The sequence below is a fragment of the Trebonia kvetii genome (assembly GCF_007827045.1).
Classification (GTDB): domain Bacteria; phylum Actinomycetota; class Actinomycetes; order Streptosporangiales; family Streptosporangiaceae; genus Trebonia; species Trebonia kvetii.
In genome coordinates this window covers 608,626-630,509 of the sequence record NZ_RPFW01000001.1, presented here as the reverse complement: position 1 = coordinate 630,509, position 21,884 = coordinate 608,626, and the positions used below count along the sequence as shown (strand labels likewise).

Genomic DNA, 21,884 nt, shown 5'->3' with positions numbered 1-21,884 from the left:
GCGGGCCGCCGAGATCACGCGGCTGGCGGGGGAAGCCGCCCGGGCGCTGGGCTGCGGAGATGCCGGCCTGGAGGCCGCGGAGACGGTGATCCGGGCCGGGATGCTCAAGGTCGGGGCCGGCATGCTCGGGGAGCTGCTGTCTGCCGACCGGGGTCACCGCGGCCCCCGGGTGCCGTGCGGGAACGGCCACCGGGCGGAATTCATCTCCTACCGGGAAAAGGTCATCGACACGGTGCTGGGCCCGGTCACGCTGAACCGCGCCTGGTATCACTGCGCGGAGTGCAAGCACGGCCTGGCGCCGCGCGACGCCGAACTCGGCGTGGCCGGCGCTTCCCTGTCCCCGGGCCTGACCGCGATGAACGACAAGGCCGCAGCGGCAGGGCCATTCGCCGGGGCAGCCGCCATGCTGGAAGACCTGGCCGGGATACGCCTGACCGTCAAGCGCACCGAGCGCGCTGCCGAGGCCAGCGGCGCCGCGCACGCAGCGCGGGACCGCGAGCGGGCGGCGCTGACCGCCGCCCGCAAGCTGGTCCCGCTGCCGCTGCGGCCGGCCCCGGACATGCTCTACGGCGTGATCGACGGCACCGGCGTCCCGATGACTGCCAGGGAGACGGCGGGCCGGGAAGGCAGGGGCGAAGACGGCCGCGCCCGCACCCGCGAGGTCAAGCTCGCCGTCTTTTTCAACCAGTCGGAACTCAGCGACGAGGGCTACCCGGTCCGGGACCGGGCCTCCTCCAGCTACATCGCCAGCTTCGAGACCGCGAGCGCCTTCGCCGGCCTGGTGAAAGCAGAAGGGATCCGCCGCGGCGCCGACCACGTCCGGCAGCTGACCTTCATCGGTGACGGCGCCGCCTGGATCTGGAATCTCGTAACCGGTACGTTCCCCGCGGCCACCCAGATCGTCGACCTTTACCATGCCCGCGAGCACCTGCACAGCCTGGCACGGTCCCTGGAGTTCATGCTGCTGGACCACTACGGCGAATGGCTGGAAGCCCGGCTCGAAGACCTCGACTACGGCTACATCGACGGCATCGAGGCTGCCGTCCGCGAGTTCCCCCTCGAAGGAACCAAGAAAACCGAGGCCGACAAGGAACTCGGGTACTTCCTCAACAACGCCCCCCGGATGCGCTACAAGTGGTTCCGGCAGTGCGGCCTGTTCGTCGGCTCCGGAGTCGTCGAGGCCGGCTGCAAGACCATCGTCGGCCAGCGCCTCAAACAGGCAGGAATGCACTGGACCACCAGCGGCGCAGACTCCATCATCACCCTGCGCTGCCGCGAGGCCAGCAGCAAGTGGGAAGCCATCTGCAACACTCCCGACACTCAGACGCGAACCGCCTAACCAGCCCAGGCCCGAAGATGATCTTGGCTACCTACAAAATTGGCGCACACCCCGGTCGCCAGCGCTTTTCCCCGAATGTCAGAGGCGGCGGTTACGGTGGTCTTTGAGCCTTGCGACGGAGATCGGCGGACGGAGGGAAGCACCGCGTGGTCGCCTTCGAACCGAAGGGAGCGCCGCCCGTATCGGAGCTGCGGCGCGCCGAGCTCGGGCAGTTCCTGAAAACACGCCGGGCGCGGCTGTCACCCGAGGACTTCGGCATGCCCGCCGGGCTGCGGCGGCGCACACCGGGGCTGCGCCGCGAGGAGCTCGCGCTGCTCGCCGGGGTGGGCGTCAGCTGGTACACCTGGCTTGAGCAGGGCCGCGAGATCAACGTGAGCATCCAGGTGCTCGACGCGCTCGCCCGCACCCTCCGCCTCGACCACGCCGAGCGCTGGCACATGTACGTGCTGGCCGAGGCGGTCCCGGTGTCCGTCACCTCGGGACGCTGCCCGGTCACTGAGCCCATCAGGGAGATCCTCGACGCGCTCGACCCGCTGCCCGCCGTGGTGACCAACGCGCGCTCCGACATCCTCGCCAAGAACGACGCTCACACCGACCTGTTCCGTTACTGGCACTCGCTGCCGTGCATCCACCAGAACACGCTGTGGTGCGTGCTCACCGAGCCCACCGCGCGGGAGAAGTTCCCGCAGTACGACGAGGAGGTCCCCTACCGCGTCGCCCGCTTCCGCGCGAACTACGCCAGGCACGTCGGCGACAAGGACTGGGAGGAAGACATCCGCCGCCTGTCCAGCCTGAGCAGCGACTTCGCCGAGCTGTGGGCACGCCACGAGGTCGCCGAGTACCAGCCGCGCGCGTGGACCTTCATCCACCCTGCCGCCGGCCCGCTGACTTTCACCACCAGCGAGCTCCAGGTCCCCGCCCCCCAAGATGGCCGCATCACCGTTTACACCCCGGCGGACGACGAGACAAGAAAGCTCCTGCCCCTCACCCGCGACTAGCTTCGCTGCTGTGGCCAAGGATCAGATCGAAGTCACAGGTGATGTCCCGGGGACCGATGTTCTCGTCCGACTGGATTCGCTCGATCAGGGCATCGACCGCTGCCTGCGCCATCTGCTCCAGGTCGGGCGCCACGGTCGTGAGCGTCGGCACCCGGTAGCGGGCTTCTTCGAGGCCGTCGAAGCCGGCCAGGCCCATGTCTTCTGGCACCCGAAGCCCGGCCGCATGCAGCGCCGACAAGGCGCCGAAGGCCAGCACATCCGCCAGGCAGTAGACGGCGTCCGGCGGCTGGAGCAGCTCGAGCAGTGACGCCATGCACTGGGCGCCCGCCGCCCGGCTGTAGGGAGTTTGCCGCAGCACCGGCGCCAGGCTCGCGTCGGCCTCGATGCCCGCCTCCTTCAGCGCCCGCCGGTAACCATCGATGCGCTGCACGGCGGTGACATCAGGCACGTCGTCCTGCCGTCCGATAATGGCGATCCTGCGGTAACCCCGGCCGATCAGGTGCGCCGTGACCTGGCGGGAGGCTTCCATGTTGTCCACGCTGACCTGGTCGCAGGCGAAACCGGGCTCACGCTGGCCAAGCAGGACCAGCGGCAGGGGGAGGTCCCGGCCCGCCAGTTGCCGCTGATCGAGAAGCAGCGGCGCGATGATGACGCCCTCGATCATCGGGTCGCTCATTCCCTCGATAGCGTCCAGCTCGGCCTCCGCGCTGCCGCCGGTCTGCTCGATGAACACGTTGTAGCCCCGATCGCGTGCCGCCGTGATCGTTGCCGCTGCCACGTCGGCGAAGTAAGGGTTGCGCAGGTCGGGGAGTGCCAGGGCGATCACCCGGCTGTGCCCGCTGCGCAGGCGCCGCGCCGACAGATTCGGCCGGTACCCGAGCTCCTCGATGGCCTGGCGCACGCGGTCCGCGGTCTGCGGTGAAACCTTCCCCCCGACGTTGTGGACGACGTTCGAGACGGTCTTGATCGAGACGCCAGCCCGGGCGGCGACGTCGCGGAGCGTGACAGTTGGCACTCTGCCTCCGGTGTCAGCAGGTGGATAAGAAAGCCTTGACAGGTGAATCGAGGATCAGGTACATACTACAGGTATAACGTTGAACCTCAAGCAAGGGAGAACGTCAGGCCAGTTACTACAAGGAAAACTTCGAGTTATTTCGGCGGCGATCCTAGACGGGACGCCAGCGATCGTCTAGGCCCCGGCTTGCCCGGTTCCTAGATAACGCCTAGTGGTACCGCCATGCCACGGGGTTACGGACAACTCTCTGTCCGATGATTCCATGCCAGTGAGTCCATCCGGCCTGGCTATCACCCCTTTCTCACTCTCACTTACTCCGTGGCTGAAACGCGCCCTCAGCCGTTTCCCTCACATCTCAGCACGCGGGTGCTGCACGAACAGGAGCCTATTATGACCCAGATATTCATCGATCCGCGCCGCAAACTCGGGGCGCTGGATCGGAGAATATTCGGTGGCTTTGTTGAGCACCTGGGACGGTGCATTTACGGTGGCCTCTACGACGAGGGTTCTGCCCTTTCCGACGAGCGCGGATTCCGTACAGACGTCCTCGGGCTCCTGCGCGACCTGCGACTCAGCGTGCTGCGCTGGCCTGGCGGCAACTTCGTGTCCAATTACCACTGGGAAGACGGAGTAGGGCCTCGCGGCGGCCGGCCGGTGCGTTCTGAGCTTGCCTGGAGCGGTACTGAGTCCAACCAGTTCGGTACCGATGAGTTCATGGACTACTGCGCCGCCCTCGGAGCCGAGCCGTACATCTGCTTCAACATGGGAACGGGCGACCTGAAAGAGGCCCTGGCGTGGGTGGAGTACTGCAACGGGCAGCGCGCGACCTACTGGGCGGCCCGGCGCCGGGCCAACGGCCACGAGGGAGCCTACGGCGTCCAGTGGTGGGGCCTGGGCAATGAGGTCTACGGCGAATGGCAGATCGGCGCGATGTCGGCCGAGGAGTACATCGCCGAGGCGACCCGGTGGGCCCGGGCGATCAAGCTCGTCGACCCGTCGGCCCGGCTGGTCTCCTGCGGCGAGCTCGGCTGGACGGACTGGGACAGGAAGGTCATCGACGCACTCGCGCCGCTAGTCGACCTGCACTCGATCCACCTGTACTCGGGGTCGGAGGACTACTGGTGCAATGTCCTCGCACCGCACAACGCGGAGCGGGCGATCTCGGTGGCGAGCGGCCTGCTGCGCCGCGCGGCCTACAACCACGGCCTGTCCCGTGCGCCGCGCCTGGTCTACGACGAGTGGAACGTCTGGTACCGGAGCATGACCGGCGCGCTCGAAGAGCGGTTCAACTTCTCCGACGCGCTGGCGGTCGGAACGTATCTCAATATCTTCGTCCGCAACTGCGAGTGGGTGGCCATGGCCAACCTCGCGCAGATGGTCAACGCGATCGCCCCCGTCGTCACTACCCCGGACGGGGCGGTCGTGCAGCCCATCTACTACCCGTTCCTGCTGCACTCGCAGTCCCATCTCGCCGTCGCGCTCGATGCCCTGGTCGTTGGCGAGCAGGTGCCCGCGCCCGCCCCCGCGGGCCGGTGGCCGTACCCCCTCGACGATCTGGGCCCCTTCAACCTGATCGATGCCGCGGTGACCACCGACGAACCAGGCTCCCGGCTCGCGATGACGGTGGTCAACCGCTCCGAGCACGCCGAGAGGGTCGAAATCCGGCTCAGCGAGTGGAAGTTCACCGGAACGGCGCGGGCGCGATACGTGACCGCGAGCGATGATCCCTCGCCCGTTCCCGGCGTGCAGAGTGCGGCGCTGAGTGAGTTCACCGAGTCCCCGGCCGGGGAGGTCCTCGTCCTGGACATGCCGCCGAGCTCCTTCGCCTCTGTCGAAGTGCCGGTCGGCGCATGATGGGCCAGAACCGGTCAGCAACGGCGGCGCTTGCGGTGGTCGACCCGGCCGTGGAGCTGGGGGAAATCGACCGCCGGCTGTTCGGCAGCTTCGTCGAGCATCTCGGCCGGTGCGTCTACGGCGGCATCTACGAGCCCGGCCATCCGGCGGCGGACGCGGACGGCAACCGCCTCGACGTCGCCGAGCTAGTCAGGGAACTAGGCACAACGGTCGTGCGCTACCCGGGCGGCAATTTCGCCTCGAACTATGACTGGGAGGACGGTGTCGGGCCGGTCGAGGACCGTCCGTCGCGGCTCGATCTCGCCTGGCGGAGCGTCGAGCGCAACACCTTCGGCCTCGGTGAGATGGCCCACTGGCTCGACCTGGTCGGCGCCGAAATGATGTACACCGTCAACCTGGGCACCCGCAGCATCGCGGAGGCAAGGAACCTCATCGAGTATGCCAACTTCGGGTCAGGGACCGCCTTTTCAGATCTTCGCATCCGCCATGGCGCCAAGGAACCGTACGGCATCAAGACCTGGTGCCTGGGCAACGAGATGGACGGGCCCTGGCAGGTCGGCCACCGCAGCGCCGGCTCCTACGGCGAACTCGCCGCCCAGGCGGCCACTGTCATGAAGCGGGTGGATCCGAGTATCGAGCTCGCGGTCTCCGGCAGCTCGCAGCACAAGATGCCCAGCTTCCCTGCCTGGGACGCCGAGGTGCTTGAGCGGACGTACGGGCTCGTAGACTACCTGTCCCTGCACGCCTACTACTGGCAGTACGGTGACGACCTGGCAAGTTACCTGTCGGCCTCGGCCGATCTGGACACATACCTGGATAAGGCGATCGCGGCCTGTGACTTCGTCCAGGCCAAGGCACGCGGAACCAAGCGGATCGACATCTCGCTCGACGAGTGGAACGTCTCGTTCACCGACGACTCCTGGCAGGACAGCGGGAAGTTCTGGACGCATGCCCCCGAGCTCATCGAGAACGTGTACTCCGCCACCGACGCCGTTGTCGTCGGCGGCCTGCTCAACTCGATCCTGCGGCACTGCCAGCGGGTCCGCATCGCCTGCATGTCGCTGCTCACCAACGTCAGCGCCCCGATCATGACGCAGACGGGCGGACCTGCCTGGCGCCAGGCGATCTTCTACCCCATGCGCGATGTCGCCCGGTTCGCCGGGGATGTCGTAGTGGCCACTGCCCTGTCCTGCGACACCATCCCCGCCAGCCGTTTCGGTGAGGTCCCGGCTCTGGACATCACGAGCACGGCGAACCGGGAGACCGGGGAGGTCACGATGTTCGCGGTCAACCGTGACCCGGTCGCCGCCCGCCCGCTCTTCGTCAGGCTGCGAGACATCGCCCCCGGCAGCACCGTGCACCACCGGGTACTCGGCGGAACTCCAGGCCAGCGCGAGGTCAACACCGCTGCCGAGCCCGGCCGGGTCCTGCCTAGGGAGGCAGAGCCTCCCACGCGTCAGCCAGACGGCTGGAGCTGCCTCCTGCCGCCGCAGTCGTGGAACGTGATCCGTGCCACCACGAGGGCACCGGGCATCGTCGGCTAACCCGGCCGCGGCGCCTACCGCAGGACCCGCAAGACCCCTCAGACCCCCTCAGACCCCCAAGACCAAGCGCTCCGTCTCCGATCCCCAAGGAGGGGTTATGAACAGACACCTACCGAGAAGAAAGCGCGGCTTGTCCACGGCGGTGATCGCCGCAGGGCTCTGCGCCCTGGCGGCCTCCGCCTGTTCCTCGTCGTCGTCCACCCAGGCGTCGGCGCCGCAGACCACCGTGGCCGACAGCGCGGCGGCGGCGACGGCCGGGTGCAGCAAGTCGGCTACGCCGATCACCTTCTGGGGCTGGGTTCCCGGCTTCGACACGATCGTGAAGGATTTCAACCAGACTCATCCGTCAATCTGCGTCAGCCTGCAGAATGTCGGGTCGGGAACCGTCGAGTACAACAAGCTGCTCCTAGACATCCGCGGCAACAAGGGGCTTCCCGACGTGGCCGAGGTCGAGTACTCGGCACTGCCGGAGCTCGAGATCACCAACTCCCTCGCCGACCTTAACCAGTACGGCGCGAAGAGCGTGGAAAGCCAGTTCTCGTCCGGCTTCTGGAGCCTGGTCAGTCACGACGGCGGCGTCTACGCCATCCCCGGCGACGCCGGGCCCATGGGCCTGTACGTCAACACCGCGTTCATGAAGAAGTACAACCTGGCCATCCCGACCACGTGGGCCCAGCTCGCGAGCGAGGCAGTCGCCCTGCACAAGGCGCACCCGGACGTCTACCTGACGAACTTCTCCGCCGTCAACACCGAGGGATACGACGCGCTGCTGTGGCAGGCAGGCGCCCGGCCCTTCTCCTGGTCGGGTACGACCGCGACGTTCGACTACACCTCGCCGGCCGCGAACAAGGTCGCCTCCTACTGGCAGAGCCTGCTCGACTCCCACTCCATCGACACCCTCGCCTTCGGCCCGGCGCTTTTCAAGGCGATGAACACCGACACCGTCGGCATCGGCGTCTTCCCCGCCTGGGGCCCGTCCTACTTCTCCGGCACCGCGTCCAAGGCGACCCTGGGCAAGTGGGAATCGGCCGCTCTCCCGCAGTGGACGGTCGGCGCCAATGTCACCGCCGACTGGGGCGGCTCAGCCTACACCGTCTTCAAGTCCTCAGCGCACCCGCAGGCGGCTGCGACCTTCGTCATGTGGATGAACGCCACACTCGCCTCATGGAACAAGCTCAGCCAGGCGCCGAGCAGCCTCTTCCCCGCGTACAAGCCGATGCTGGCCAGCTCGCTCCTGTCCAGCACGACGATCGCGCTCAGCGGGACATCGAAGTACTTCGTCCCGTTCGCCACGTCGGCCACGGAGATCGGCGCGGGCTGGTCCTGGAGCCCGTTCGAGATCTACGGCACCACCCAGATGGACGACGCGATGCAGAAGGTCGTCTCCGGCTCGAGCACTATCGAGCAGGCGATGGCGGGACTGCAGGCCGCGATGGACAGCTACGCGAAATCACAAGGCTTCAGCACCGGCGGGTGACAACCACGCTGCGTGCTAGCCACCGTCTGAGATAGCCGGCTCCCCGCCCGCACCGCTCGAGCGGGCGGGCAGTCGGCCAAGGCCCGGAAATCCGAGCCGCTGAAGGGAGATCCGTTGCAGCAGAGCGCACTTGCGGTGCGGCAGCCTGGCAGGACAGCGCCCGCCGCCCGGCGATGGAGGGCCGCCAGGCGATGGCGGTCCGCCGGGGTCCCTTATGTGTTCATCGGCCCGTTCTACCTGCTCTTTGTCTTGTTCACGGTGGGACCGCTCATCTACGCGGCCTACCTCAGCCTCTTCACCCACACCCTGACCGGGGCGAACATGTTCGTCGGGCTGCAGAACTACCGGACGCTGTTCGGGACGTCGGACTTCTGGACCGGTCTGGTCGGGGTCGTCGTGCTCGGCGTCGTCCAGGTCCCGGTGATGCTGGCCATCTCGGTGTTCCTCGCCGTCGTGCTTGACATGGGACTTGTCCGCTACGGCCCGATGTTCCGCCTGCTCTATTTCGTGCCGTTCGCGATCCCTGGTGCGGTCGCGGCAATCATGTGGGGTTACCTGCTCGTCCCTGACCTGTCGCCGCTCGACGTCATCTTCAGCCACATCGGGCTTGGGACACCGAACCTGCTCGGCGGCGGCTTCCTATGGCCCGCGCTCGGCAACATCCTGACCTGGGAACTACTCGGCTACAACATGCTGATCATCTACACGGCACTGCAGGCAGTCCCGCGTGAACTCACCGAGGCTGCCGTGCTTGACGGCGCGGGCGCGTGGACGATCGCCCGGTCCGTCAGGATTCCGATGGTGCGCGGCGCGATCGTGCTCGCCGCCCTCTTCTCCGCCATCGGCACTCTCCAGCTGTTCACGGAACCGGAACTGCTGGCGAACCTGACCGGCGCGATCAACTCCCATCTCACTCCGAACCTTTACCTCTACACCCAGGCGTTCTCCGGCCAGGAGGCGAATCTCGCCTCCGCGGGCGCGCTTGTCCTTGCCGTCATCATCGCGGTCGCTGCCGGCGTGATCTCGCTGGCTCTGCGGCGCGGCAGTGCCCAGCGGGAGGCCAGGCATGGCTAGCACCACCGCGCGATCCGGCGACTCAAGGCCGCTTTCGGCGCTGTACGCATCCCGCCGATCGCGGTGGATCGTCACCGGAATCTGCGTGCTCATCGCGCTCTACATCCTGATGCCGATCTACTGGCTGGTACTAGCGGCCACCAAGTCCGACAGCGCCCTGCTCAACTCCTTCGGCTTCGCTCCGTCCGGCCCGTTCCGGCTTTTCGCCAACGTCGGCAACCTCTTTACCTACAACCAGGGTCTCTACGGGCACTGGCTGCTCAACACGATCCTCTACTCCGCCGCGGCGGGGATCGGCGCAGCGGTCATTTCCTCGGTCGGCGGCTACGCGTTCGCGTGCTATGAGTTCCGCGGCCGCCGGGCCCTGTTCGGCGCGATCCTGGTGACGGTCATGGTCCCGGTGACCGTTCTGGTCATCCCGCTCTACCTGCTGCTCGCCGACGTTAACCTGCTCAACAACCCCTGGGGGTTCATACTCCCGTCCGTGGTGAGCCCGGTGGGCATCTACCTGATGCGGGTATACAGCCAGGCCGCCGTTCCGCGGTCCCTGCTGGAAGCGGCCCGGGTTGACGGCGCCGGAGAAGTGCGGATCTTCCTCTCCATCGCGGCCCGCCTTATTAGTCCAGGCGCCGCGACGGTCTTCCTCTTCTCCGTCGTGGGCACCTGGAACAACTACTTCCTGCCGCTCCTGCTGTTCAGCACGGAGGCGCGCATGCCGGCCACGGTCGGGCTCGGCATCCTCCAGTACCAGGCCAGCCAGGGCGGCACGGGAAGTGAATCGGTCTACACGATGGTGGTGACCGGCTCGCTGGTGGCTGTCATTCCCCTCGTGGCTGTCTTCCTGTTCCTGCAGCGGTACTGGCGTAGCGGCATCACCCTCGGCTCCGTGACCGGCTGACGAGGAGGGACACATGAGCAGAGAGCAGCCGGCCAGCATCCTGGATGTCGCCCGTGCCGCTGGCGTCTCCGGGATGACGGTCTCGCGCGTCCTGAACGGTCAGCCGAACGTTCGTGCCGCCACCAGGACACGGGTACTCGCCGCGGTGGAAGAGCTGCACTTCCGCCCGAGCCGGGTGGCGAGGGCGCTGTCCACTAAGCGCTCGCGGACCATCGGGCTGCTCGTGGCGGCTGGAGAGCATTACGGGCCGGCAAGCTGCGTGAGCGCGGTCGAGGATGCCGCACGTCAGCGCGGCTATTACACGACCGTCGCCCGGCTGGGCGCGGACTCGCCTGATGCGCTCGCGGCGGCGGTGGGGGACCTGCTTGACCAGGACGTAGAGGGGATCGCGGTTGTGTCGCCGCGCGCCGGAGTGATGTCCGGGCTGGCGCCGCTGACCGGAGGCGTCCCGGTGGTGGCGGCCCAATCCGGCCATGAGCGGGGTGCCCGGATGATGATGAGGTACCTCATCGGGCAGGGACACCGGCGGATCCTGCACGTCGCGGGGCCGCCGGACTGGGACGAAGCGCACGCGCGGCTCATGGTGTATGAGTCGGAGCTGCTGCTGGCCGGGCTTCCCGTGCTGCCGCCCGTGTTCGGCGACTGGACCGCGGAATCGGGCTACGCGGCAGGTCATCTGCTGCTGTGGGGGCGGCCGGGCACGCAGGCGGGCCCGGGCTTCACCGCGGCCTTCAGCGCCAACGACCAGATGGCGCTGGGGCTGATCCATGCGCTGCGCGAGGCGGGCCTCGACGTTCCTGGCGACGTCAGCGTGGCCGGCTTCGACGACATACCCGAGGCCGCGCACTTCTGGCCGCCGCTTACGACGGTTCGCCAGCATTTCGGCGAGGCGGGCAGGAACTGCATCGCTCTGCTGATCGATGCCATCGGCGAGATCGGGAACCCCGACGCCGCCGCCCCGGCACCCGGCGCCGCCGGCCCGCAGCTGATGGTGAGGAACTCGGTCGCGGCGATGTCACCGGCCTCGGAAGCCGGCGCACCCGTGCACACCTGGCCGCAGGCGGGCCGCAGGCAACGGAGGACTGATGTCGCGTGACCGCTACGTCATAGGCGTGGACTTCGGCACTCTGTCTGGCCGGGCCCTGGTGGTCCGGGTCTCGGACGGGGCGGAGGCCGGGTCGGCGACCTGGGAGTACCCGCACGCGGTGCTCGACCGGGCACTTCCCGGCGGCGGAGGGCTGCCGCCGGACTGGGCGCTTCAGGTGCCCGCCGACTACGTGGCGGTCCTGCGCAACGCGGTCCCCGCCGCGCTGCGCGAAGCCGGTATAGATCCTGCGGACGTGATCGGCATCGCCACTGACTTCACGGCGTGCACCGTGCTCCCGGTGCTCGCCGACGGGACGCCGCTGTGCGAGCTGCCCAGCTACGAGAACCGCCCGCACGCGTACGTGAAGCTGTGGCGGCATCACGCCGCACAGCCGCACGCGGACCGGATCAACGCCCTGGCCAGGGAGCGGAAGGAACCCTGGCTGCCGCGGTACGGGGGCGCGATCTCCGCGGAGTGGGAGTTCGCCAAGGCACTTCAGCTGCTGGAAGATGACCCGGAGATCTACCGCCGGATGGACCGGTGGGTTGAGGCGGCCGACTGGATTGTGTGGCGGCTGTGCGGCCGGTACGTCCGCAACGCCTGCACCGCCGGTTACAAGGGCATGTACCAGGATGGCAGCGACCCGGACCCCGGATTCCTCGCGGCGCTGAACCCGGCGTTCGCGGGATTCGCGGCCGACAAGCTAGCCGCGCCGATCGGCCAGCTCGGCGATGCGGCGGGAACGCTCACCGCAGAGGCTGCCGGGTGGACGGGCCTGAGGCCCGGGATCGCGGTCGCGGTGGGCAACGTGGACGCGCACGTCACCGCCCCAGCCGCGCAGGCCGTCAGCCCCGGCCAGATGCTGGCCATCATGGGCACCTCGGCGTGCCACGTGATGAACGCCGAGGTGCTGGCCGAGGTGCCCGGCATGTGCGGGGTCGTCGACGGGGGGATCGTCCGCGGCCTGTTCGGCTACGAGGCGGGCCAGTCCGGCGTCGGGGACATCTTCGCCTGGTTCGCGAACGGCTTCGTTCCCGCCGCCTATCAGGAGGATGCCGAACGGGTTGGGCTGACTCTTCAGGAGCACCTGACTTCGCTCGCCCGTGTCCAGCCGCCAGGCGGGCACGGTCTGGTCGCGCTTGACTGGGAGTCGGGGAACCGGTCGGTGCTGGTCGACCACGAGCTCTCCGGCCTGCTGCTCGGCCTGACGCTCGCGACCCGCCCGGAGGAGGTCTACCGGGCGCTGATCGAGGCGACGGCCTTCGGCGCCCGCACGATCGTGGAGGCCTTCACGGCGGCAGGCGTGCCGGTCACCGAGTTCGTCGCCGCCGGCGGCCTGCTCAGGAACGAGTTCCTCATGCAGGTCTATGCGGACGTCCTCGGCATGCCTGTCGCGACCTGCGCGAGCGCCCAGGCCCCGGCGCTCGGCTCGGCGATCCACGCCGCGGTCGCGGCCGGCGCCTACCCGGACGTGCGGACGGCGGGCGCCGCGATGGGCGGCCGCGGTGCCCGCACCTACCGGCCCGACCCCGCGGCGTCCGCCGCCTACGACCGGCTGTACGCGGAGTACGCGCAGCTGCACGACTATTTCGGCCGCGGCGGCAGCGAGGTCATGCGCCGGCTCCGCACGCTCCGGAAGGAGGCACTTCAGTGAACGAGGCAGTCGCCGGGGTCCGCGCGAACGTGGCCCGGCTGCACGGCGAGCTGGTCAGGTACGGTCTCATCGTCTGGACCGCCGGCAACGTCTCCGAGCGGGTCCCCGGCGCGGACCTGTTCGTGATCAAGCCGAGCGGAGTCAGCTACGACGAGCTGACCGCGGACAGCATGATCCTGTGCGACCTGGACGGAAACGTCGTGCCGGGCAGCGAAGGGTCCGGCCGGTCGCCGTCGAGCGACACCGCCGCGCATGCATACGTCTACCGGCAACTGCCAGAGGTCGGCGGCGTCGTGCACACGCACTCCACCTACGCCACCGCCTGGGCGGCCAGGGGCGAGCCCATACCGTGCACCATCACCGCGATGGCCGACGAATTCGGCGGCGAGATCCCCGTCGGCCCGTTCGCGATCATCGGAGACGACTCGATCGGCCGCGGCATCGTCGCCACGTTGTCCGGGCACCGCTCCCGCGCCGTGCTGATGCGCGGCCACGGCGTGTTCACCATCGGGAAGGACGCGCGCGACGCCGTCAAGGCCGCGGTCATGGCCGAGGACGTCGCCCGCACCACGCACATCGCCAGGCAGGGCGGCCCAGCGGCACCGCTTCCCGGGGGAGCCGTCGACGCGCTCTTCGCCAGGTACCAGAACGTCTACGGCCAGCGAACCGAAGAAGGAGTGGCGCGATGACGCCCGGTACGAAGTCCCTCGGGGACCTTGAGGTCTGGTTCCTAACGGGGAGCCAGCATCTGTATGGCGAGGAGACGCTGCGTCAGGTCGCGGCTCAGTCCAGCGCGATCGCGGCGGCCCTGGACGCGGCACCGGATATCCCGGTGCGCGTCGTGCACAAGCCCGTGCTGACGGAGCCGGACTCGATCCGCCGCCTGGTCCTGGAGGCGAACGCCGGTGATCAGGTGATCGGCCTGGTCGCGTGGATGCATACGTTCAGCCCGGCGAAGATGTGGATCGCCGGCCTGAACGCACTGGGCAAGCCGCTGCTGCACCTGCACACGCAGGCAAACGTGGCGCTGCCGTGGGCGGGGATCGACTTCGGGTTCATGAACCTGAACCAGGCGGCGCACGGGGACCGGGAATTCGCCTACATCCTTGCCCGGCTCGGCGTCCGGCACAAGACGGTTGCCGGGCACGTGTCCGACCCCGCGGTGACCGCTGCGGTCGGGACCTGGACCAGAGCGGCCGTCGGCTGGGCGGCGACCCGCTCCCTCAAGCTGGCCAGGTTCGGCGACAACATGCGGTACGTCGCGGTCACTGAAGGTGACAAGACCGAGGCCGAGGCCGTGTTCGGGGTGCAGGTCAACACCTGGGGCGTCAACGACCTGGTGGCGGCCGTCGACGCGGCCCCCGATGCGGAGATCGACTCCCTCGTCGCGGAGTACGAGGACGCCTACGACGTTGCTGAGGAGCTGCGGGCAGGCGGCGACCGGCATAAGTCGCTGCGGGAGGGCGCGGCGATCGAGCTCGGCCTGCGCTCCTTCCTCACCGACGGCGGGTTCGGCGCCTTCACCACCAGCTTCGAGGACCTGGGCGGGTTGCGCCAGTTGCCGGGGCTCGCGGTGCAGCGGCTGATGACCAACGGGTACGGGTTCGGCGCCGAGGGCGACTGGAAGACCGCCATCCTGGTCCGTGCCGCCAAGGTGATGGGCGCGGGCCTGCCAGGCGGCGCGTCGCTGATGGAGGACTACACCTACGACCTGACGCCGGGGCAGGAGCGGATACTCGGCGCGCACATGCTCGAGGTCTGCCCCTCCCTGACCGCGACGCGGCCGCGCCTAGAGATCCACCCGCTATCCATCGGCGGGCGCGAGGACCCGGTGCGCCTGGTCTTCACCGCCGACCCGGGCCCGGGCGTTGTCGCGGCGCTCACTGACGTGCGCGACAGGTTCCGCCTAGTGGTCAACGCTGTCGAGATCGTGGAACCCACGGCGCCGCTGCCGAACCTGCCGGTCGGCCGCGCGGTATGGAAACCCGCACCGGACTTCCGCACCTCGGCGACCGCCTGGCTGACCGCCGGCGCCGCCCACCACACCGTCATGTCCACCGCCCTCGGCATCGAGGCATTCGAAGACTACGCACGCATGACAGGCACCGAACTGCTGGTCATCGACGACACCACAACGCTGCGCGACATGGAACAGCGGATCACCGCCAACGCCGCCTACTACCGCCTCGCCCGCGGCATCTGACAGTAAATTCATGGGGTCACAGCGACCCTGGCGGCTCACTCGAGGCATGGACGGCAGGAATGGCCAGCCAGGCCAGCGCCGACAAGATACCGGGCACCCTCATCGCGGTCGCGGACGGCACACCGGTCGGCGTGGTATGCCTGACCGGCCAGGACATGCCCGGCTACCCGCCTGTCGCAGGCCTGACCCCATGGCTGAAAGGCCCGTACGTCGCTCCGTCGGCACGCCGCCAGGGCATCGGCGCCACCCTCGTGCGCCGCTGCGAGGCATGGGCCGCCTCCCTGGGCCACCAGACCCTCTACCTCTACACCGAAAGCAACTCCCCAGCCGAATCCCTCTACAGGAACCTCAACTGGCAGCCAATCCAAACCGCCCACTACGACGGCGCCGCCATGACGGTAATGCAAACAACCTTGCGACGACCCTTCCTGGAAGATTGTGGGCCACCATCGGCAAAACCCTGCTCGTACCGGCACCACGGCGGGTAGCCCCCGCAACCCGCACCCGCACACCCCGCCCCGCCCCGCCATGTTGACTAGGCGGTGACTCCAGCACCACCCTTCCCCGCCTTGCCCCGTCACGCCGGACACCGGGCGGGGGGCCGCGCCCGTTCAGGGCGCGCCGGCCACGCAGACTGCGACATCAGAAGACGTCACGGGTCCCGTATCGAGCCGAATCCGGTAACACGCACCTCCGACATTCGGCGTAAGTTTTCCACAGTTCCCAGATTGTTGACAATCTGCTCCACCGTCGGCAAATTTCAGCCCAGTAATCCACAGCCGCGCGCCATCGTCAAAAGCGGAGGTGATGGCGGTGGGCGCGAAAGACCGGCTCGGCCGAGAAGGCGAACAGGCGGCGGTCAGCTACCTGGAAGGCTGCGGATTCCGCATCCTTGACCGGAACTGGCGATGTGCCGACGGTGAGATCGACATCGTGGCGGTGGACCGGCACACGTTCGTCGTCTGCGAGGTGAAGACCCGGTCCGGTACCAGGTACGGCACGCCGCTCGACGCGGTCGGCCGGACAAAGCGCTTGCGGCTGCGCCGCCTCGCCGCGCAGTGGCTGTCCGCGCACGGCGTCAGGTTCGACCAGATCCGCATCGACGTACTCGGCCTGCTGCGCGACGGTTCCGACGGATTCACGGTCGAGCACGTCAGGGGTGTGGCCTGAGATGGCGCTCGCCCGCACCTTCTCCGTCGCCCTCGTCGGCGTCCGCGGGCACCTGATCGAGGTCGAGGCGGACATCGCGAGCGGGCTGCCCGCGACGATCCTGGTCGGCCTGCCGGACACCGCGCTGCGCGAGGCGCGCGACCGGATCCGCGCGGCGATCGTCTTCCCTGTCAAGTCAATGTGTTGAGATCAGCGGAAGTGGGGGCCGACCTGGTTCCTGCCCGGGTCACAAACTCGCCGAGCGCAGGCGCGGCTGACGTCCTAGACCAGTAACGCCGAGGGCGAAGGCATCCGTGGCGAGGCCGAGATTCGGCCAGCTCAACATCACCGCTCGGGCATTTCCTGCGGCAAGCGGACGAGTCCCGTACGAGGATCATCCGGCCCGCGGCGACCTCGACCAGTTGCGCGCCGCCGCGCGAGGGCGACGGCCCCGTCAGCCCGGCAACTCGCGGGTTCAAGCTAAAGCGCCCTCTACCGAGGTGGCCGAGTCACTCTGCGCACCGGATTGTCCAGGCGACGCGGGATTTTTGTCCGGGCACCAGGGGGTTCGGCCGCAGGGCAAGGGAGAGGGCGAACGGGGCCTTCGTATCTTTTGGAAATAACAACGGCCCTCCGGGGGCAAACCGGCGGGCCGTTTATTGTTAGTGCTCGACCCCAGGTCCGGACCAACGGAACCTCTGCGAGCGTAACCTTTACCACCCGGCATACAAAAGCCATCTGGGTGACTGCATCAATATTGCCTGATCTCGATGTTGTCCGCGTAACCGACGGACAAAGCCTGACAGCTTCGGGCGGAGTTTGACAGCTGCAGACAACGAACGGCCGTTCAGATGCTTTCTGACCTGCGGCAATGATCGCAACAGGCAAAAATTGTCCGGTTGTTCGGCACGTACGCGGCGTAATCAGGGGTCTTGCGGCGGGCGTGGTGCATCATTCTTGTAAGCACCCCGGGGTGCAGCGGAGGGCAAACCGCTGCGAGCAGTCCCGGGGGACGCCCACCCCACAACCGGACCAACATCACTGCGGAGGCAAACAGTGTCCGTTAGTTCCCCCCGGCTCCCCCGGCGCATGCCGCCGAACGGCACCGGCACTAGGATCATCGTCCTGGTGATCATCCTGGGCTTCGTCATCACCATGGCCGTGCTCGGCTTCGCGCCGGCGGTCGCCCTCGGCGTGGCCGCAGGCGCCGTGGCGATCGCCTGGAACCCCCGGGCGGCACGCGCTGTTCTGGAGGCCGGGGCGTAAGCCGGCTGCCGGACGAGGCGGAGAAGCCCCCGATGGCACGCCCCGAGAAACCCGTCCGCGGAACTGGGCCTGGAGCCGACCTCGCGCGCTTGCTGAGGCGGCTCCGGGCCCAGGCCAGGATGGACTACCGGTCCCTCGCCGCGAAGGCCGGGTTCGCCGCGAGCACTCTCGCCGCGGCCGCGGCGGGCGGCTCCCCGCCGACCCTGGACGTGGCCCTGGCCTTCGGCGGCGCCTGCGGCGCGGCCGGGCCGGACCTCGACGAGATCAAGCGGCTCCGCGAGCTCGCGGTGAGCGTCGACCAAGAGTCGGAGCGGACCTGGCGCGTACGTGAGACTGCCCGCGCCGTCGACCGTGCCCGGGCCCGGTCGACCCCGAAGAAGAAGCGGCCGGTTAGCCAGCCGGCCCCGGACCCGGACGGTTCTTCCGCGCAGTTCATGCGCCAGCTCCGCGCCCTGCGGGTGTGGGACGGCGAGCCGAGCAGCCGCGAGATCGCACATCGTGCCATCCGTGCGCGTAGCTACGAGATGCCGCCAAGCCGCACCACGATCAGCGAGGCACTCTCGCCGCGGCGGGGCCACTTGCCGGCACTGTCAGTCGTCCGGGCCATCGTCGACGCGTGCTCCGGCCCGGTCGACGACTGGACCGACGCCTGGCGGGCCATCAGGCTCCGTGAGCTCGGCTACGAGGGGGAGGGGGAGGGGGAGGCCCAGCTCGGCTAGCCCGCTTCCCCGCCGTAACGGGCTTACTGGTGAGAGCGCGTATTCAACCGTCGCGAGTTCTCCCGCGTGGCCCGCGCATGGTCCGTCCTGTAACGCCCAGCGGCGGTAGAGGCAGCGGACGCTTACTCTGGGTAAGTTATAACGGTGCCACCAGTCGACTTCGCCCGCTTGTCCCGGTCCCCCGTTGATTACGAGGACATGGTGTCGGTGCTGTTGTCCCGGATCCGGCAGGCCCTCAGGGTGGACGGCAGCGGCGGCGACGGCGGCCGTGACTGCTACTTCACGGACGCGGACGGCACGGACGTGTACGAGCTGAAGAGCTTCACCGGGCGCATGGGCCAGACGCAGCGCCGCCAGGTCAAGAGGTCCCTCAGGCGGGCGATGAACGATAGCCCGCGTTCCTGGACCCTGGTAGTCCCGATCGACCCGACCCCTGCCGAGAAACAGTGGTTCGCCGGCCTGCAGGCCGGCCACAAGGGCACCCGGCTGGAGTGGCTCGGCAAGACCTGGCTGGACGATCACCTGGCCCAGTTCCCCGACATCACCCGCTACTTCTCTGGCGCGGCCGAGGAAGTCATCCGGATCCTGGCCGAGATCGGTCACGAGGACGCGCTGCCCGACGACGCGGTCCAGCTCGCTACGAAGATCGCCGGCCAGGCCGCCCGGCTGAACGAGATCAACCCCTACTACTCCTTCGACTTCAGCGTGCTCGGCGACACGACCACGGTGACAGTCCGGCCCCGCTACCCGGACGCTTTGCGGGACCGTCCCATCACGATGACCGCGATCCTGCAGTTCGACGGCTCCCCTCCCCAGCAGGAAGCCTCCGCCGCCTTCGCGGAGTTCCTGAAGTACGGGACGGCGGTCACCATCCCGCCGGAGGCCATCACAAGCCTGACCGTGGACGCCCCGGCCGGCCTCGGCGGCGAGTTCCAGGGAGGGACGCTGATCCTCGACGGCACGTTCCAGCCCGGGGCCGACGCCGCGGCTGCCGTCCTGCTCCGGGTCCCGGTCCGCCCGCCCGTTCGCCGCATGCTCCGGATGGACATCACCGAGCGCAGCTCCGGCGACGGCGGGCTGCGCCTGCTCACCCGCGACCAGTCGGGTTTCCTGACACTCGAGCTGCGCATCGACTTCACCCAGCAGGCCTGCCACGCCAGCCTGGCCTACCGGCACCAGGAAGGCGTCCTGCCGAACGACGCCGTCCCGGTCCTGCGGTTCTGCGCGGAGGTCGCCGCTGGCGAAGAAATGGCCGTCACCGACCCAGCCGGGAACATCATCGTGGCTGGCTCCGGCTTCTTCGGCACCGGGCCATGGCCCGAGGCGTACATCCAGTGCGCCGAGCTCATGGCCGAAGTCCAGGCGCTGTCCGGCACCGCCTTCCCGCTCCCGGCAGCGTTCAGCCCCGTAGACCAGGACGACCTCGCCTACGCCCGCGCGATCCTGCGCGGCGAGATCATCCATGGAGAATGGACTGACTTCACCGCGTCCCTGCCGGCGGCAGCCGTGGATGTAATGCTCAAGCAGGCCGGCCCGCAAGGAAGCCAGTTCATGCTGGCTTTCGCCGCGACGCAAACCATCATGGTCGCGGGCGGGCAGGTCCCGCTCGGCGGCGTGCTGCAGATCGCGCCCGCCGCGCGCATCATCAACCTGGACGAAGTCCGCGCCTGGCGTCAGGGAAGCGCCGACGGCACGACAGCAGTGCAGCTCGGGCCAGGCGATACCAGGGAACTGACCATGCAGACCGCTCCCCCTGCTGCCCTGGACCCCTTCCCGCCAGGCCAGGAACCACAGTGACGGCGGGCGAAGAGGTTCAGCCGCCCTCAAGCCGGGAGACGGTCCCAGGCGTCAAGCTGAAGCAGCGGTGCTCACTTGCAGGTGCCCACCGGCGCGAATCCTGCAGCCCGCCACGCCGAGAAGTCGGGGGCAAGCTGTCTGGAAACCCGGGCAGGCGGGAGTGCCCTGCTGTTACCGCCCTCGCTATTTGAACATCCAGCGGCTGAATTATCTGTGGACGATTCGGCGCAGCTCGGCGCGGATCGCAGGCAACCCGACCACATAGCGTGACTGCCGACATGGCTAGGGCGCGCGCTTACCCGCCTGATCTTCGCGGCTGATACCGATCCTCTGGCGCGGCCTGCGGCTCGCCGGAATGGTTGTTCTGGTCTCGATGCCCGTGGCAGGTGCTGACAATGAGTTGCGGCCACGCATAGCACCAGTGTGCTGCCCGGCACGGGCAAGCGGCGGTCCAGCTTACCCTGCTGGCGATCTGAGCACCGAGTTGGAAAGCGCCCAAAGTCATCGGGAGCCGGTCTTGCGTGACCGTCTGTCCCACGGTACGCCGCTGACCCTTCCAAACAAGCTCGGAGAGCCAGACAGTGAGCCCATTCCAACCTGGTTAGGCGCCGTGGAGTTGCAATGCGTGGATGGCCTTGGCGAGTTTCCCGGCGCGCCAGGGGCAGCAGCGGAGCTTCGCGAGGATCTTCCATACCTTGAGCTGGGCGTTCGCTCGTTCGCCGGGGGCGCGGAGCCTGGCGTGGGCCCGGTTGGCTTCTTTCTGGGATTCCGGTTTGTTCCGGCCCTTGTACGGGACCTTTGCCCAGGTGGAGCCCTGATATCCCTTGTCCGCGAGGGTGACCAGCCCGGCTTTCTCTAGCTCGTTCAGCACGCCCCATATCCACTCGGCCTTCTTGTCGTGGACCGAGCCGGGCAGCGCACCGGAGACCCACAGGACCTCGCCGTCAGGACTGGCGATGACCTGCAGGTTCATGCCGTGCTTTTTGTGCTTGCCGGAGTAGAACGGCTTGTCCGCGGCGACCCGGTCTATCGGGATGAGGGTTCCGTCGAGGATGACGTAGGCGTGACCTGCCCTTTTGGCGTCCCGGACCGCTTTCCTCAGTTTCGGGGCGCGGGCCGCGAGCAGTTCCACGGTCTCGTTGACGTACCGCCAGGCCGTGGTCCTGCCGACCCCGAACCCGGCCGCGAGGTGCTCGAACGTCTCGCCTTTGCGCAGGTGAGCGAGCACGAGCAGGGCCTGCTGCCCAGGGCTGAGCTTCCGCCACCGCGACCCGACGGCCTTCAGGTGCCGGCGGATCAGCCCGGCCGCGTAGTTCAGGGTCCGGGACGACAACGGCAGCGCGGCACGGTAGAACAGCATGTGAAGCCCCTGGGGGTGATGAGTCGTTCTTGGTCGATTGCCTCATCTACCAGGGGCTTCGCCGTGTCCGCCGGCGAACCGTGACCCTGTGGCCACAGTGCCGTCGCCGCGAGACGACAACGTTATCATCACTCAAAGTGATTCATTGTTTACAAGCAAGTTGGAATGGGCTCAGTCATTGAACGGTTCCTGGCCCACTCTGGCGCGGCTGATTATTATTGTGTGATCCAGGATGTGGTCGCAGCCCGCCAAGCCAATCATCTTGTTGCACAACTCAGATTGGACCCTGCGGGTCATGGGGGGCGCCGTGGAATTTGGGGCACTCATTCGGCTGGCGGTTGCCACGGCGTGCGTGTATGGCTAGCCACACTCCCTCAACGGCCGGAGACGCAACCGCTGCGTTCGTCTCGTGGCTGGTCACGGGTGCGGTTGGGCCAGCGCTCGTCGCTC

The 21,884-nt window shown here is 68.2% G+C and carries 18 protein-coding genes and 1 pseudogene; 17 read left to right on the top strand and 2 right to left on the bottom strand.

All coding sequences use genetic code 11. From position 1 onward, the window contains the following. Positions 1 to 85: 85 nt before the first annotated feature. The gene (locus EAS64_RS02610) at positions 86 to 1,339 is read left to right on the top strand and encodes an ISKra4 family transposase (protein ID WP_187365645.1); all 1,254 of its coding nucleotides are present in this window, start codon (positions 86 to 88) and stop codon (positions 1,337 to 1,339) included. A 146-nt stretch (positions 1,340 to 1,485) separates the two neighbouring features. After that, positions 1,486 to 2,337 carry a helix-turn-helix transcriptional regulator gene (locus EAS64_RS02605; protein WP_222848938.1) on the top strand — a complete coding sequence of 284 codons (852 nt, stop codon included), beginning with the start codon at positions 1,486 to 1,488 and terminating at the stop codon, positions 2,335 to 2,337. On the opposite strand, the gene EAS64_RS02600 is transcribed toward EAS64_RS02605, so the two are convergent. Further along, the gene (locus tag EAS64_RS02600) at positions 2,324 to 3,352 is read right to left on the bottom strand and encodes a LacI family DNA-binding transcriptional regulator (RefSeq protein WP_145851092.1); all 1,029 of its coding nucleotides are present in this window, start codon (positions 3,350 to 3,352) and stop codon (positions 2,324 to 2,326) included. The two genes, EAS64_RS02605 and EAS64_RS02600, sit on opposite strands and share 14 nt — an antisense overlap. A gap of 390 nt (positions 3,353 to 3,742) precedes the next feature. Here EAS64_RS02600 and EAS64_RS02595 point away from each other — a divergent pair, with 390 nt between their 5' ends. The 15 genes and pseudogenes from EAS64_RS02595 (at position 3,743) to EAS64_RS02525 (ending at position 20,074) form a co-directional block, all read left to right on the top strand. After that, positions 3,743 to 5,206, top strand: a complete 1,464-nt coding sequence (locus EAS64_RS02595) for an alpha-N-arabinofuranosidase (RefSeq protein WP_145851091.1) — start codon at positions 3,743 to 3,745, stop codon at positions 5,204 to 5,206. Continuing rightward, the gene (locus EAS64_RS02590) at positions 5,203 to 6,750 is read left to right on the top strand and encodes an alpha-N-arabinofuranosidase (RefSeq protein ID WP_246115491.1); all 1,548 of its coding nucleotides are present in this window, start codon (positions 5,203 to 5,205) and stop codon (positions 6,748 to 6,750) included. The genes EAS64_RS02595 and EAS64_RS02590 overlap by 4 nt, the downstream gene beginning before the upstream one ends. A 97-nt stretch (positions 6,751 to 6,847) precedes the next feature. Continuing rightward, complete coding sequence (locus EAS64_RS02585; protein ID WP_145851090.1) at positions 6,848 to 8,227, top strand: extracellular solute-binding protein; 1,380 nt, start codon at positions 6,848 to 6,850, stop codon at positions 8,225 to 8,227. A gap of 114 nt (positions 8,228 to 8,341) precedes the next feature. Further along, on the top strand, positions 8,342 to 9,301 hold the full coding sequence (locus EAS64_RS02580; protein WP_145851089.1) for a carbohydrate ABC transporter permease: 960 nt from the start codon (positions 8,342 to 8,344) through the stop codon (positions 9,299 to 9,301). Next, on the top strand, positions 9,294 to 10,199 hold the full coding sequence (locus EAS64_RS02575; protein ID WP_145851088.1) for a carbohydrate ABC transporter permease: 906 nt from the start codon (positions 9,294 to 9,296) through the stop codon (positions 10,197 to 10,199). Before EAS64_RS02580 ends, EAS64_RS02575 begins: the two co-directional genes overlap by 8 nt. Positions 10,200 to 10,212: 13 nt before the next feature. After that, a complete protein-coding gene (locus EAS64_RS02570; protein WP_145851087.1) occupies positions 10,213 to 11,295 on the top strand; it encodes a LacI family DNA-binding transcriptional regulator in 1,083 nt (360 codons plus the stop codon). Further along, on the top strand, positions 11,285 to 12,940 hold the full coding sequence (araB, locus tag EAS64_RS02565; protein ID WP_145851086.1) for a ribulokinase: 1,656 nt from the start codon (positions 11,285 to 11,287) through the stop codon (positions 12,938 to 12,940). Before EAS64_RS02570 ends, araB begins: the two co-directional genes overlap by 11 nt. After that, positions 12,937 to 13,629, top strand: a complete 693-nt coding sequence (locus EAS64_RS02560; RefSeq protein ID WP_145851085.1) for an L-ribulose-5-phosphate 4-epimerase — start codon at positions 12,937 to 12,939, stop codon at positions 13,627 to 13,629. The genes araB and EAS64_RS02560 overlap by 4 nt, the downstream gene beginning before the upstream one ends. Then, positions 13,626 to 15,143 (top strand): L-arabinose isomerase, encoded by a 1,518-nt coding sequence (araA, locus tag EAS64_RS02555; RefSeq protein ID WP_145851084.1) that lies wholly within the window; start codon positions 13,626 to 13,628, stop codon positions 15,141 to 15,143. Before EAS64_RS02560 ends, araA begins: the two co-directional genes overlap by 4 nt. 59 nt (positions 15,144 to 15,202) lie before the next feature. Continuing rightward, the gene (locus EAS64_RS02550; RefSeq protein ID WP_145851083.1) at positions 15,203 to 15,631 is read left to right on the top strand and encodes a GNAT family N-acetyltransferase; all 429 of its coding nucleotides are present in this window, start codon (positions 15,203 to 15,205) and stop codon (positions 15,629 to 15,631) included. Positions 15,632 to 15,950: 319 nt separating this feature from the next. Then, complete coding sequence (locus tag EAS64_RS02545; RefSeq protein ID WP_222848937.1) at positions 15,951 to 16,313, top strand: YraN family protein; 363 nt, start codon at positions 15,951 to 15,953, stop codon at positions 16,311 to 16,313. Between the two features lies 1 nt (position 16,314). Continuing rightward, positions 16,315 to 16,473: pseudogene (locus EAS64_RS02540) on the top strand (magnesium chelatase domain-containing protein); the annotation flags it as partial. An 875-nt stretch (positions 16,474 to 17,348) separates the two neighbouring features. Further along, positions 17,349 to 17,558: a hypothetical protein gene (locus EAS64_RS02535; RefSeq protein WP_145851081.1), complete on the top strand. Its 210-nt coding sequence runs from the start codon at positions 17,349 to 17,351 to the stop codon at positions 17,556 to 17,558. Positions 17,559 to 17,647: 89 nt separating this feature from the next. Next, positions 17,648 to 18,277, top strand: a complete 630-nt coding sequence (locus EAS64_RS02530; protein WP_222848936.1) for a helix-turn-helix domain-containing protein — start codon at positions 17,648 to 17,650, stop codon at positions 18,275 to 18,277. A 144-nt stretch (positions 18,278 to 18,421) separates the two neighbouring features. Next, positions 18,422 to 20,074, top strand: coding sequence for a hypothetical protein (locus EAS64_RS02525; protein WP_145851079.1), 1,653 nt, complete (start codon positions 18,422 to 18,424; stop codon positions 20,072 to 20,074). A gap of 601 nt (positions 20,075 to 20,675) precedes the next feature. Here EAS64_RS02525 and EAS64_RS02520 read toward each other — a convergent pair. Continuing rightward, on the bottom strand, positions 20,676 to 21,434 hold the full coding sequence (locus EAS64_RS02520; protein ID WP_145851078.1) for a transposase family protein: 759 nt from the start codon (positions 21,432 to 21,434) through the stop codon (positions 20,676 to 20,678). Between the last annotated feature and the right edge of the window lie 450 nt (positions 21,435 to 21,884).

What these genes read in the sequence shown, in the direction of transcription:
- EAS64_RS02520 (WP_145851078.1), bottom strand. Translation starts at nt 21,434, where the DNA reads ATGCTGTTCTACCGTGCCGCGCTGCCGTTGTCGTCCCGGACCCTGAAC.
- EAS64_RS02570 (WP_145851087.1), top strand. Translation starts at nt 10,213, where the DNA reads ATGAGCAGAGAGCAGCCGGCCAGCATCCTGGATGTCGCCCGTGCCGCT.
- EAS64_RS02595 (WP_145851091.1), top strand. Translation starts at nt 3,743, where the DNA reads ATGACCCAGATATTCATCGATCCGCGCCGCAAACTCGGGGCGCTGGAT.
- araB (WP_145851086.1), top strand. Translation starts at nt 11,285, where the DNA reads ATGTCGCGTGACCGCTACGTCATAGGCGTGGACTTCGGCACTCTGTCT.
- EAS64_RS02585 (WP_145851090.1), top strand. Translation starts at nt 6,848, where the DNA reads ATGAACAGACACCTACCGAGAAGAAAGCGCGGCTTGTCCACGGCGGTG.
- araA (WP_145851084.1), top strand. Translation starts at nt 13,626, where the DNA reads ATGACGCCCGGTACGAAGTCCCTCGGGGACCTTGAGGTCTGGTTCCTA.
- EAS64_RS02575 (WP_145851088.1), top strand. Translation starts at nt 9,294, where the DNA reads ATGGCTAGCACCACCGCGCGATCCGGCGACTCAAGGCCGCTTTCGGCG.
- EAS64_RS02545 (WP_222848937.1), top strand. Translation starts at nt 15,951, where the DNA reads ATGGCGGTGGGCGCGAAAGACCGGCTCGGCCGAGAAGGCGAACAGGCG.
- EAS64_RS02550 (WP_145851083.1), top strand. Translation starts at nt 15,203, where the DNA reads ATGGCCAGCCAGGCCAGCGCCGACAAGATACCGGGCACCCTCATCGCG.
- EAS64_RS02590 (WP_246115491.1), top strand. Translation starts at nt 5,203, where the DNA reads ATGATGGGCCAGAACCGGTCAGCAACGGCGGCGCTTGCGGTGGTCGAC.